A 12315-nucleotide genomic window follows, 5' to 3' on the forward strand; every position below is an offset into this window, starting at 1 on the left:
ACTGTGGGACACCCAGAGACCACCACGCTGCCGGTGATCGACTTCGTAGCGCCGATGCCGGGCTTCCCGGACGACCGCCGGTTCGTGCTGGTCCGCCTCGAGGACACCGGCATGCTGTACGCGCTGACCTCGGTCGACTCGGCCGGCCTGCGGTTCCTCGTGGTGCCGCCGGCGCAGTTCTTCCCCGACTACGCGCCGGAGATCGACGACGACGCGCTCGCCGCCCTCGGCGTCAGCGACGGCGAGGACCTGCTGGTCCTGCTCGTCGTCACCGCCGGCGACGGGGTCGAGGACGCCACCGTCAACCTGATGGCGCCGATCGTGCTCGACCAGCGCAGCCGCCGCGCCGTGCAGCTGGTCCTGAGCCGCAGTGGCCTGTCGGTGCGCCAGAAGCTCGTCGTCGTCGCCTGATCGGGTCTTCGCCATCGGCGGAACCGGCATATCGGGTACTGTTCGCGTATCGCCCAGCGAAGGAGCGGCTTGTGCTCGTCCTGACCCGACGTCCCGGAGAAAGCGTGATGGTCGGTGACGACGTCGTCGTCACGGTGCTCGACGTGCGTGGCGACGTGGTGCGGTTGGGCATCAAGGCGCCGCGCAGCATCCAGGTCCACCGCGAAGAGGTCTACCGCGAGCTGCAGAAGGTCAACCGTGAGGCCGCGTCGCCCAGCGACGTCGCCGTGCGGGCCCTGAGCCGCATGCTCCGCGCCGACGTCGAGCAGCAGTAGCGGGTTAAACCCGACTTCTCAGGACTTCCCCGCCGATGCCGATAGGCCCGATGGGTAACGCCTCGAGAAGGGCACGTCCATGGCCGCACTGCGCGGATGGGTACGAAACCGGCCGATCGTCGCCAAGCTCGGCGCGATCTTCATCGTTTCCCTCCTCACCGTCGTCGCGCTGCTCCTCGTCGGAGTCCGGGCGCTGTCCGACGGCGAGGAACGGGCCCGCCAGCTGGAGCAGGTCGGCCAGCTGACCAGGCAGACCCTCGAGGCGGACATGGCGCACGACGCCATCCGCGGCGACGTGCTCCGCATGCTCCTGGCCGCCTCCCGCGGCGGCGACGTCAGCGCCGAGGCCGCCGAGGTCAAGGCCGACCTCGCCGACCACAGCGCGATCCTCGGCGGGGTCGTCACCACCTTCACCGCGCCGGCCATGGACGCCTCCGTCCAGGCGGCCGCGCGGATCGTCGCCCCGGCCATCGCGAACTACATCGACCTCGCCGGGCAGACCGTCACGGCCGCGATCGGCGGCGACCGCGCTCCCGCCTCGTACGCCGCCTTCCAGACCGCCTTCTCCGAGGTGGAGGAGAAGCTGCCCGGCGTCAGCGACGCGCTCGAACAGGTCGCCGCGGCCGCCTCGAAGTCCGTGGGCGACGAGCGCGACCGGGCCGTGGTGATGCTCTCCACCGCCGGCCTCATCGGCCTGCTGCTCACCGCCGCGATCAGCTGGCTCGTCACGCGCGGCATCATCGTGCCGCTGCGGGACGTGTCGGTCGTGCTCAACGGCATGGCCGAGGGCGACCTCTCGCACACCTCGAAGGTCGACTCCACCGACGAGGTCGGCCGGATGGCCCGCGACCTCAACCGGGCCATCGGCAGCGTCCGCGGCACCGTGCAGTCCCTGTCCACGTCGGCGCGCACCGTCGCCGCCTCCGCCGACGAACTGTCCGGCGCGTCGCAGCGGATCGTCTCCGCCGCCGCGCTCGCCAGCGACCGGGCCGGCGCCGCCAACCACGCCGCCGGCGAGGTCTCGCAGAACGTCGACACCCTGGCGTCGGCGAGCGAGGAGATGGGCGGCTCGATCGCGGAGATCTCCCGCAACGCCAACGACGCGCTGCGGGTCGCCGGCGACGCGGTCGCCATGGCCGACCAGACCAACACGATGATGTCCCGCCTGGGCGCCTCCTCCGTCGAGATCGGCAACGTGGTCAAGGTGATCACCTCGATCGCCGAACAGACCAACCTGCTCGCCCTCAACGCCACCATCGAGGCCGCCCGCGCCGGCGACGCGGGCAAGGGCTTCGCGGTCGTCGCCGGCGAGGTCAAGGAGCTCGCCCAGGAGACCGCCCGGGCCACCGACGACATCAGCGGCCGCGTCGAGCAGATCCAGGCCGACACCGACCGGGCCATCGAGGCGATCAGCGAGATCGGCTCGATCATCGCCCGCATCAACGACTTCCAGGTCACCATCGCCAGCGCCGTCGAGGAGCAGACCGCCTCCACCCAGGAGAGCAGCCGGACCGTCACGGACGTGGCCACCCGCACCGGCGAGATCGCCGCCACCATCGCCGACATCGCCGACGTGGCCAACCGCAACACCGCCGAGGCCGACACCTCGCTGACCGCGGCCCGCCAGCTCGCCGGCATGGCCGAGGACATGAACGCCCTGGTGGCCCGTTTCCGTTTCTGACCGAATCGCCAGACGTTACCGTCCGTTACGCCCGAGACTTGACATCATGCTCTACAGCGACGCTGACCTGCGGACGCTGAGCGCCCCGGACCGCTGGCGGCGCATCACGCCGTTCCTTTCCGTGGCGGTCCTCGCCTTCGGCATGGCGCTCTTCCCGCCCAGAGTCGACCCGGTCGCGCTCGCCTGCGCCCTGCTCGTGCTCGTCCTGCTGCTCGGCCTCGTCGTCGTCGTGCCGTGGCGGCGCCTGCCGGCCATCTACGAGGCGATGCCACCGCTGGGCTTCTTCGGCGTCGTGGCGCTGCTCAACATCGCCGAGAGCGGCGAGGCCCCGGCCGGCTACGGCGCCCTCGCGCTGCTGCCCGTCTTCTGGCTCGCCCTGTATCACGGCCGCGCCGCCACCGCGATCGGCGTCGTGGCGCTCGCGGTGGTCTTCGCCGCCCCGATGCTGCGCAGCCCGGAGGTCCTCGAACACGAGTGGCGCCGGGGGGTGCTCGTGTTCGCCCTCGGCGCCCTCATGGCCTCCGCGGCGCAGAGCTGGGTGCGCCGCAACCGTGCCAGCGCCGCCGAGCTGGCCGCCCGCACCCGCGAGGTCAGCCGCGAACGCGACTTCAACCGCGCGATCCTGGACAGCGCCGGCTTCCTCGTCATGGTGCTGGACACCGACGGCCGGATCACCGCCTTCAACCGCCGCTGCGAAGAGGTCACCGGGTTCACCGCCGCGGACGTCCTCGGCCAGCCCTTCTGGAGCGCCGGGCTGTCGCTCGACGACACCGGCCGGGCCGACGACGCCTTCGCCCACCTCACCGCCGACGCGTTCCCGAACACCTTCGAGAACGACTGGCTCGCCGCCGACGGCTCCCGCCACCGCATCGTCTGGAGCAACACCGCCCTCACCGACGAGCAGGGCCGCCTCACCCACGTCATCGGCACCGGCCTCGACGTCACCGCGCAACGCCACACCGAGCGCCTCTTCGCCGACGTCCTCGCCGCCGCCACCGAACAGTGCATCATCGGCACCGACCGGCGCGGCACCGTCACCGTCTTCAACGCCGGCGCCGAACGCCTCCTCGGCCACCGCGCCCGGGACGTCGTCGGCACCGCCACCCTCGACCGCTTCCACCTGCCCGACGAACTGCCCGGCCTGGCCACCCTCTTCGGCCCGGCCCAGGCCGGCGACTCCGAACCCCGCGAATGGACCTACGTGCGGCACGACGGCACCCCGCTGCCCGTCGCCCTCACCGTCAGCGTCATCCGCGGCGAGTCCGGCGAGGTCACCGGATACCTCTCCGTCGCCCGCGACGTCACCAGGGAACGCCGCACCGTCGAGGCGATGCGCTACGCCCTGGACCGCGAACGCGCCGCCGCCGACCGCCTCCGCGAGCTCGACAAGGTCCGCGCCGACCTCGTCGCCACCGTCTCCCACGAGCTGCGGACCCCGCTCACCAGCATCCTCGGCAACGTCGAGGTCATCGTCGACGGCGACGCCGGCACCCTGCACGCGTCGCAGGCCCGCCTCCTCGCCGCGGTCGAGCGCAACGCCCGCCGGCTCCTCGCCCTCATCGAAGACCTCCTCATGCTCTCCCGCATCGAGGCCGGCCAGGTCAAAATCAACGCCCGCCCCGTCCACATCCGCACCGTCGTCTCCGGCGCCCTCGAAGCCCTCCAGGCCGTCCGCGGCCAGCGCGACGTCCACCTCGACATCGACCTGCCCGACCTCCCGCTCGTCGTGCACGGCGACCACGACCAGCTCGAACGCGTCGTCATCAACCTGCTCGACAACGCCCTCAAGTTCACCGCCCCCGGCGGCAGCGCCAGCCTCACCGCCGACCTCGACGGCACCCAGATCCGCCTCACCGTCGCCGACACCGGCATGGGCATCCCCGTGGACGAGATCGACCAGATCTTCGACCAGTTCTTCCGCTCGAGCCGCTCCGCCGAGCGCCAGAGCCAGGGCACCGGCCTGGGCCTCGCCATTACCAAGTCCATCGTGGAACGCCACGGCGGCCGCATCTGGGCCCGCCCCGCCCTCGGGCCCGGCACCGTCGTCACCTGCCTGCTCCCGCTCCACCAGGACGCCCCGGTCCCGGTCCGCACCTGAACCCGGTTGCCGGCCCCGGCGCGGCCGCCGACCATGACGAGGTGAGCCGAAGCCTGCGCACCGATCCCCGGCCCCGCCAGGCGCTGCGCCGCGCCCCCGGGCTCGACCGGGTGCGGATCCACGTGCACGCACCGCGCCCCGGCTTCACCCACCCGGCCAGCGGGCGGGACGTTCGCGAGGTGCTGGATGCTGTCGGGCCTTGGGCGTGGTACGGGCTACGCGCCGTCGAACTGCGCCAGACCGAGGACTTCCACCCTGGACTGGTCGTCTACGGCCGCACCAGAGCACCGGGCGAGATCTTCCTCTACGAGCAACGGACGGCTTCGGCGTCGCGGGACTTCATGCGGTTCGACGTCCTGCTGCACGAGCTCGGCCATCACGTGCTCCAGCACCGGGCCCGGAAGGTCGGCAACGTGCAACGCACCTCGGATCACGAACGCTTCGCCGAATCGTTCGCCGCCCACTGGAAACCGATCGTCCAGGCCGCGCTGTGATACTCGAACCGAGACTGACCGAGAGCGGCCGTCAACCGGTCATCGCGGTTCGCGCTCGAATGGGGCAGCCGGCATGCAGCGAGACTTACAGGGCCAGGTCGTACTGGTACAGGTTGTACTTCCTGCGCCGGGCCGGCTGCCTGCGCGAACGTCCGCTACAAGGCGTCTGAGCTGCCGGTACGGCTTTCATCGTTTCTCATGACGTTCGCCGAGCCTGCCCCGGCTGGGCCGACCATACCTACGGCGCGTTCCTGCCGAAGCATCGCAAGGGAAACCCGGGCGGCTACACGGCATACTTCTGCCAAAATCCTGACGGTACATACAGCCTGCTCCGGTGAACCCCTCCAGCCCAAGGTGTCGTGGCGCTGCGGACGGCGCTCGGCACGGTGCTGTACGGGTCGATCTTGGTAACCCCTGACCGAGGGAGTCGCGGAAGTACGGCTTGGTGAAGCTGGATTCGTTGCTACACAACGGTTTTGGCTTCGCTGAGGTCCGGCTTGGTGCGGTCGGCTGCTGTACTTTGCTGCTGTACCCAGCCGCATGGCAGACCTGCAGATTGAGAGGCGCGATCGCGCGTCAGATCGGGCGCTCGGCAGTCCTGGTCTCACGTACGGCACTCATATTCGAAGGTCGTTGTGCGGGCCGGTTGCTGTCGTCGTTGCTGTCGGCTGGGCCGCGTGATGCAGAGCGGGCCCCGGAGATGAGCAGTTCATGTCGGGCAACCATCGCTGCTGGCCGAGTGGTGTATTCAGCAGATGCGAGGTTGGGGGATGGGCTATGGCTGAGCCGGACGGGTTTCGTGACTATGTCGCGGCGCGGCAACGCGGCCTTCTGCGGGCTGCGTGGTTGATGACCGGCGACTGGCACGCGGCCGAGGATCTGGTGCAGGCCACGCTGGTGCGTGTGTGGCCGCGGTGGATTCGGGTCGTCGAGGCTGGTGATCCCGATGCGTATGTGCGCCGCGTGCTGGTCAACGTCTACTTGAGCGCGCGTCGGCGGCGTTGGCGCGGAGAGTACGCGACTGGCGAGTTGCCCGACTTGCCCACCGGCGCGGATGAGTTCGCGTCGGTGGACTTGCGCGACGCCGTCGCCCGCGCGTTGTCGGCGCTCGGTCGCCGCCAGCGTGCGGTCGTCGTACTGCGCTACTTCAACGACCTGTCTGAGGCGCAGGTCGCCGCCGCGATGGGTTGTTCGGTCGGCACGGTCAAGAGCCAGTCGGCCAAGGCACTGGCCAAACTGCGGGTCGAGCTCGCGCCCGCTGCGATTTCCGGGGGTACACGATGAATCCTGCTGAGGTCACCACGAACCTGCACGCCGCGCTGGACGATCTTGCGCCGGAGCCGCCCGCCAGCCCGAGCCTGTTCGACCGCGTCCAGGCCGATGTCGCACGACGGCGCGCCCGCCGCGCAAGTGTGCTGTGCGGGTTGGTTGTGCTCGTACTCGCCGGTGGCATCGGCGTTGCGGCACGCGATACGCCGGCCACCGTCGCACCCCGTGTGACCGAGACGTCTGGCACGACGGCAACCTGGGCCGCTGCGGACGCTGACGCCGCCCAGCGAGCCGACGCGTTCGTGGTGCCGGGCCCGGCCGTGCGTCAGAGCGCGCCACCGCCCGGGTCTCAGGAGATGGCTGGGCGTATGGCTCCTGCCGGAGACCGTCCGCACACGAGCGTGGTGACTCGCTGGTGGACCGTGCAGACGGCCCCCGCGACGCTGCAGGCGAGTCTGGACGGCTACCTGCCGGCCGGGGCCACCGCCGCCGGATCGAGCTCCGGGCCAGGATCGTTCCTCCGAATGTACAGCTGGCCCGATCAGCCCGCGGTGCTGGTCGGACGGCAGCTCACCGTGCAGGTCGACACGACGCAGCAACCAATGCTCGTCCGCGTGGACGCCGAGGCAACCTGGTTGCCGACCCGGCCGGCGACCGCCCTGGTCCCGAGTGGCACCACGACAATCACGGTCGTCCTGCACACGAAGAGCCCCGGTCTTGCTAACTCATCTATACCAGCCCGCACCTTCGGCCCGGTGACGGTCACGGATCGTGCACAGGTAGACCAGGTGGTGGCGCTGGTCAATCGCCTGCCAATGGCTGCGGTTCGGGAGGGGATCGGTAATTGTCCGGCCGACCTCGGCGGCACGATGGAGGTGACCTTCACCGGACCCACCGGGATCGTCACCGCTCGACTTCGACTCACGCTCTCCGGCTGCCGCAGCAACCAACTGGAAATGCCGGACGGCATGGCGGTAGAACTCGCCAACGACGGCGTCAACGACCTGGGCAACACGATCCGCGGACTGCTCGGCCTCAACTGGACGTGGTAAACCTGATCTGCATGGTTGCCTGCGCCTAAACCAATACGGCAGTGACATTTCACGATTTATGGACACGCTTACTGATCTTCCTGCTGCTTGACACGTACGTGTCACGCCCTCCGACTGCGGACGTACGGACACTGCGCGGCGGGTATACCGGCCCTCGTCGTCGCTGAGCTGGCGGGCCCGAACAGGATCTGCCATCCGCACAGCCTGGACCCGGTTCACAGCGAATCCGCGAACGCTGACCGGTATGTCGCCCAACCCGGCCAACGTTCCCGGTCAGAGCACTAGTGTCCTGCGTCAGAAATCCGTCGGTTAAGTGGGAGTAGCATGGCGGGATGCCGAGGACCGGGCGTCCCACCGCCCCGCTGGTGTTGACCGATGAGGAGCGGGCAGTGCTGGTTCGCTGGTCGCGGCGGGCGAAGACGGCACAGGTCCTTGCGGTACGGGCGCGGATCATCCTGGCGTGCGCCGAGGGCGCCTCGAACGCGGATGTGGCAACGAGTCTGGGCGTGCATCCGGACACGGTCGGCAAATGGCGCCGGCGGTTCGTGGCTGTCCGCCTGGACGGGTTGATCGATGAGCAGCGGCCGGGCCGGCCCCCGTCGATCGGTTTGGATCGCATCGAGCAGGTCGTGGTCACCACCCTCGAACAGACGCCGCGGAACGCCACGCACTGGTCGCGCAAGTCGATGGCGGCGCGGTCCGGGATGTCGAAGTCCACGATCGGCAGGATCTGGCGGGACTTCGGGTTGAAGCCGCATCTGGCGGACACGTTCAAGCTGTCCACCGATCCGCAGTTCATCGAGAAGGTCGTGGACGTTGTGGGCCTGTACCACAACCCGCCGGAGCGGGCGGTCGTGCTGTGTGTCGATGAGAAGTCCCAGATCCAGGCCCTGGAACGGTCGCAGCCGGTCCTGCCGATGATGCCGGGCATGCCTGAGCGGCGCACCCACGACTACCACCGCAACGGCATCACCAGCCTGTTCGCTACGTTCAACATCGCCGACGGCACCGTGATCCGCGAACTGCACCGCCAGCACCGCGCCGCAGAGTTCAAGAAGTTCCTGATCACCATCAACAAGACCGTGCCCGCCGACCTGGACGTGCATCTGGTCTGCGACAACTACGGCACGCACAAGACCCCGCAGATCCGTGCCTGGCTCGCCCGGCATCCCCGCTTCCACATGCACTTCACCCCGACCGGCTCATCCTGGATCAACCAGGTCGAACGATGGTTCGGGTTCCTCACCGAGCAGAAGATCCGCCGAGGCACTCACAAGAGCGTCCAGTCGCTTGAGGCGGACATCCGGTCGTGGATCGCCGACTGGAACAGCAATCCGCGACCGTTCATCTGGACCAAGACCGCCGACGAGATCCTCGAGTCACTTGCACGATTTTGCCGACGGATTTCTGACGCAGGACACTAGTTGCTGTCAATGGACTCGGACGGTAAGTTCTTCATTGCCTTATGTGCATTGCCGAATGTAATCGACGGGGGTTGGCTTGCGCGTGTGGAAAACAGCTGCGCTGGGCGGCATCACTCTGCTGGTGACGCTGTCTGGCACCGTATTGGTCGATGAGCCGGCTTACAGCCACGCCGTGGCGGGCAACCCATCTGCGGCCAGTAACACTGCGGCGTGCACCCGGCCGTTCACAGTCGTCCAGACTTCTGCCATCGATGTCGCCGGCAACGTGGTCGCAAACCGGGCACTCGCTGGGCACGCAACCGAATATACCTACACAACCGGAACCGGGGACGACATCCGGGAGATCGCGCCGCCGGAAGGATGGTCGCCGCTGCGGGCCACCGATGCAGAGCTGGGGGCATACGGTTTCCCGCCGCGACCGGTCGATGCGCAGGGCCGCGCCGCCTGGGAAAAGACCATGGCAGGCTGGAAGCGGGCTGGCCGGCCGGAAATGTGCGGGACGGACGTGCAGGCCACCGTCACTCACACGGAACAAACTTCCAACTGGGCCGGTGGCATGGCGGTCAACGGAAGCGCCACCATATCGACGTTCACCACCGCAGAGGGGCGTTGGTACCAGCCGTCCTTCTCCAGCTACTGCGGCCTTTACGGAACGAGTTACGGAATTTGGTCGGGCCTCGGCGGGTTTAACCAAAATCGACTGATCCAGTCCGGCGTGGACAACAGTGGACTGGACCTCAACAGCAGCCAGATGTTCTGGGAGATGATCAATCCGAAGTACGATACCCACGAGGTCCGATGGACCGACGTGACCGTACCCGCCAACCACCAGGTGCAGTCGTACGTGACATACAGCGGCGGCGAGGCCAGCATGTGGGTCGCGGACCTGACCGACGGCGTCAGCCACGCCATCGTGGTGACGACCATACAAAACTATCTTGCATCGTCATTCTACGACGGCACCACGGCCGAGTTCATCACCGAGCCTGCAACGGTCAGTGGTACTACTTTGCCCCTGTCGCGACCGGTCGGCGACCAGACCACCTATTACTACGCGACCGTCAACGGCCAGCCGATCGCGAACTTCTCGTCGTGGCGACTCCACCAAGGGCTTGGCGGCTGGATCCAGCTGTCTGGGTTCGATGGCATCCACGCATGGAACGACTTCTGGCGACACTGCACGTGACGCGGCAAACATGTCTCTCCTGACAGAGACGTGTAGGCGATCCGTTGGCCTTGACCAGATCTGTCTCCAGTGGCTCCGATGGGCGTCGTGCGGACACGGCGCGGTGGTTTGCTCGCGGTGACCACTCACAGCGGTGGCGCCCTCACCGGTGCCAGGTTCTCGTGATTGCCGACCTCGTCAAGGTGGAGCGCCTCGCTGGACGAACGACCTTGACGAGGTCGGCAATCACGCAAGAGAAAACGGCGGCGGGGAGGGTGTTGCCGCACCGCAAGTTCCGCTCAAACCTTCAGTTGCTCCACCAGCCGACCTTCACGCCCTAGTCCTCGGCTTCGCCGGCGGCCGGGGCTTCGCTGTGTCTGTCGGTTAATCCTGCGTCGCTGATTCCGGTGCGGGCGCCGGGGCTTGCCTGCGCGTCGCCGAAGGCGTAAGCGCAGGTCGCGGAGCGACCCCGTGGCGCCACGGTGCGCCGCGTCAGCGGCGCCTTGATCCCGTACAGAAAGTTCTCACACGATCTCTGTCCTCTGCTTGTCCGGTCTCGGGACCTGCGTGACAGATCGTTATCAGGAGGTGGGTGACACAACCCGGCGTTAGATCGTGATCGTGGGTACGTTGCCGCCTGGACCGACGGCGAGCACCTCGTGAAGGCCTTCACGCAACGCGTTGAGTTCGTCCGCTGCGATGTCGAGACGCAGCGTCAGTTCTCGGGGCCACTCAAATAGACGTTGGGCCTCGTCATTGAACGTAAGCACAAGATCCATGCCGTCGAAGCTGACGGAGAGCAGACCGCCATACAGGGTTGCGTGACTGGCCATCATCGTCACCAGCGCATCGACATCGTCGCCGGGCTGGAACCTGGTCGGTGGGCCGTCAACGATGCAGTAGCCCCAGTCGCGATCCTCCTCATCGGCAAGCTGGAACTCGATGTACCGTCTGCCTTCGGTGGAGTCGGCGAACAAGGCGACCGCCAAGTAGGCAATACCGGCCTCCTGCTTGGTGTAGCGGGTCACTGTCGACCGATAGACGTTCCAGACCACTGGCGCGACCTCCATGACGGGAAGACAACCCAACCCGCAGTCCTGCAGGTCCATCGGGCCCCGGAGCCATCACTGCCTGTCGGTAGCTGATGGTCGTCTAGCCGGAAGCGTCACCATGTGCGGACTCTTCGGTTGGACCGGTCTGCCCACCAACAACCGCTCCCGGAAAACAAGGGCTACCACGAGTACGTCCACGGTGGCCGGAAAGCGGTGGACCGCACCCGTTCGCTGGTTGACCATGCACTCGGAACACAGCCGGCGGCGGCCACGCCCGGGGTGAACCGGGCATGACCGCCGCCGTGAGTGCCGTACCCAATTCTGTACCGGCGAGATCGCCGGATCGTTCCATGCCTGGTCAGAGGGCTTAGAGGGCCAGGTCGTACTGGTAGAGGTTGTACTTGGTCATCAGGTTGACCAGCTTCGTGGTGTACAGCGGGTCGGTGGCGTAGCCGCCCTTGTGGACCTCGGCGATGAACTGGTTCGGGTCGGTCGTGTAGTTGAAGGCGGCCGCGTACCGGCTCAGGTTCTTCAGCGCCATGCCGTGGTCGGTGAAGGACGCCGCCGACGTGGCGTAGGTGCGGAAGGTGGCGACCGTGGTGCTGCAGACGCCCGCGGCGGTGCACTCCTGGGTGCTGTACGCGTGGCAGCCGGCCGCGTAGGAGCCCGGCGAGTTGTTGAAGCACTTCATGCCGAAGAAGTTGCGGTCGTTCGCGGACAGTGAGCTGCGGCCCCAGCCGGACTCGAGGATGGCCTGGGCGAGGGTGACCGAGGTCGGCACCCGGGTGTCGCGCTGGCTCTGCTGGGCGGCGGGGATCGACGCGGCCAGGAACTGCTCGTTCGTCATCGTGCCGGTCGGGCCCGCGGGGACCGCTGAGACGGGCGCCGCGACCACGGCCGGAGCCTGCGTGGGCGCCGGGGCCGGCGGGGCGATGACGCAGGTCGGCAGCTTGGGGTTGCCGGACACGTACGCGTGGGAGATGAAGTCACCGATCGCGGTGCGGTCCCACTGGGCGGTGCGGCGGACGTTGCCGCGCAGGTACTGGCCGCTGACCTTGCAGGTGACCGTGACCTTCTGCTTGTTCTTGATCGTGCGGGTCTGGGTGAACCAGTTGGCGGCACCGTTGCGGGCGGCGAGGGTGCCGTTGACACGGACGGAGATGACGGCGGCGTCGGCCGGGGCCGCTGCCACGACGAGCGTCGTGGCGGTGGCGGCGAGCGTCATGGCAGGGACGAGGACGAACTGCTTGAGATTTCGCAACATGAACTGATCTCCCATGAGGGGTGGGTGGTCCCCTCAAAGATCGCCAGTTCAGGTAGCGCGACCGGGTACGCGCCGGGTTGCCGACGCGTTG

The 12315-nt window shown here is 68.0% G+C and carries 11 protein-coding genes; 9 read left to right on the forward strand and 2 right to left on the reverse strand.

The features are described from left to right. The first annotated feature begins 3 nt into the window (after window positions 1–3). The 9 genes from fliW to Dsi01nite_RS19155 all read left to right on the forward strand — a co-directional run bounded on the left by fliW (window position 4) and on the right by Dsi01nite_RS19155 (window position 9929). On the forward strand, window positions 4–411 hold the full coding sequence (gene fliW / locus Dsi01nite_RS19115; protein WP_239135997.1) for a flagellar assembly protein FliW: 408 nt from the start codon (window positions 4–6) through the stop codon (window positions 409–411). 71 nt (window positions 412–482) lie between these two features. Continuing rightward, window positions 483–725, forward strand: a complete 243-nt coding sequence (gene csrA / locus Dsi01nite_RS58350) for a carbon storage regulator CsrA (protein WP_203847552.1) — start codon at window positions 483–485, stop codon at window positions 723–725. Window positions 726–804: 79 nt separating this feature from the next. Continuing rightward, entirely contained in the window at window positions 805–2406 is a 1602-nt protein-coding gene (locus Dsi01nite_RS19125; protein ID WP_203847553.1) for a methyl-accepting chemotaxis protein, read from the forward strand. Between the two features lie 46 nt (window positions 2407–2452). Then, complete coding sequence (locus Dsi01nite_RS19130; RefSeq protein WP_203847554.1) at window positions 2453–4504, forward strand: PAS domain-containing sensor histidine kinase; 2052 nt, start codon at window positions 2453–2455, stop codon at window positions 4502–4504. A 41-nt stretch (window positions 4505–4545) separates the two neighbouring features. After that, window positions 4546–4998 (forward strand): ImmA/IrrE family metallo-endopeptidase, encoded by a 453-nt coding sequence (locus Dsi01nite_RS19135; protein ID WP_203847555.1) that lies wholly within the window; start codon window positions 4546–4548, stop codon window positions 4996–4998. A gap of 777 nt (window positions 4999–5775) precedes the next feature. Continuing rightward, on the forward strand, window positions 5776–6282 hold the full coding sequence (locus Dsi01nite_RS19140) for a SigE family RNA polymerase sigma factor (RefSeq protein WP_203847556.1): 507 nt from the start codon (window positions 5776–5778) through the stop codon (window positions 6280–6282). Continuing rightward, window positions 6279–7319, forward strand: a complete 1041-nt coding sequence (locus Dsi01nite_RS19145) for a hypothetical protein (RefSeq protein WP_203847557.1) — start codon at window positions 6279–6281, stop codon at window positions 7317–7319. The genes Dsi01nite_RS19140 and Dsi01nite_RS19145 overlap by 4 nt, the downstream gene beginning before the upstream one ends. A 332-nt stretch (window positions 7320–7651) precedes the next feature. Next, a complete protein-coding gene (locus Dsi01nite_RS19150) occupies window positions 7652–8743 on the forward strand; it encodes an IS630 family transposase (protein WP_203847558.1) in 1092 nt (363 codons plus the stop codon). Between the two features lie 76 nt (window positions 8744–8819). Further along, window positions 8820–9929: a hypothetical protein gene (locus Dsi01nite_RS19155; RefSeq protein ID WP_203847559.1), complete on the forward strand. Its 1110-nt coding sequence runs from the start codon at window positions 8820–8822 to the stop codon at window positions 9927–9929. Window positions 9930–10516: 587 nt separating this feature from the next. On the opposite strand, the gene Dsi01nite_RS19160 is transcribed toward Dsi01nite_RS19155, so the two are convergent. Together Dsi01nite_RS19160 and gsmA are read right to left on the reverse strand one after the other, a co-directional pair. Next, complete coding sequence (locus Dsi01nite_RS19160) at window positions 10517–11017, reverse strand: hypothetical protein (protein WP_203847560.1); 501 nt, start codon at window positions 11015–11017, stop codon at window positions 10517–10519. 310 nt (window positions 11018–11327) lie between these two features. Continuing rightward, window positions 11328–12224, reverse strand: coding sequence for a sporangiospore maturation cell wall hydrolase GsmA (gene gsmA / locus Dsi01nite_RS19165; protein ID WP_203847561.1), 897 nt, complete (start codon window positions 12222–12224; stop codon window positions 11328–11330). Window positions 12225–12315: the final 91 nt, after the last annotated feature.

The sequence above is a fragment of the Dactylosporangium siamense genome, assembly GCF_016862795.1.
Classification (GTDB): Bacteria; Actinomycetota; Actinomycetes; order Mycobacteriales; family Micromonosporaceae; genus Dactylosporangium; species Dactylosporangium siamense.

Excerpts from the sequence above, each read along its gene's own strand:
- Dsi01nite_RS19140 (WP_203847556.1), top strand. The coding sequence starts at position 5,776 with ATGGCTGAGCCGGACGGGTTTCGTGACTATGTCGCGGCGCGGCAACGC.
- Dsi01nite_RS19125 (WP_203847553.1), top strand. The coding sequence starts at position 805 with ATGGCCGCACTGCGCGGATGGGTACGAAACCGGCCGATCGTCGCCAAG.
- Dsi01nite_RS19145 (WP_203847557.1), top strand. The coding sequence starts at position 6,279 with ATGAATCCTGCTGAGGTCACCACGAACCTGCACGCCGCGCTGGACGAT.
- Dsi01nite_RS19130 (WP_203847554.1), top strand. The coding sequence starts at position 2,453 with ATGCTCTACAGCGACGCTGACCTGCGGACGCTGAGCGCCCCGGACCGC.
- Dsi01nite_RS19150 (WP_203847558.1), top strand. The coding sequence starts at position 7,652 with ATGCCGAGGACCGGGCGTCCCACCGCCCCGCTGGTGTTGACCGATGAG.
- gsmA (WP_203847561.1), bottom strand. The coding sequence starts at position 12,224 with ATGTTGCGAAATCTCAAGCAGTTCGTCCTCGTCCCTGCCATGACGCTC.
- Dsi01nite_RS19160 (WP_203847560.1), bottom strand. The coding sequence starts at position 11,017 with ATGGACCTGCAGGACTGCGGGTTGGGTTGTCTTCCCGTCATGGAGGTC.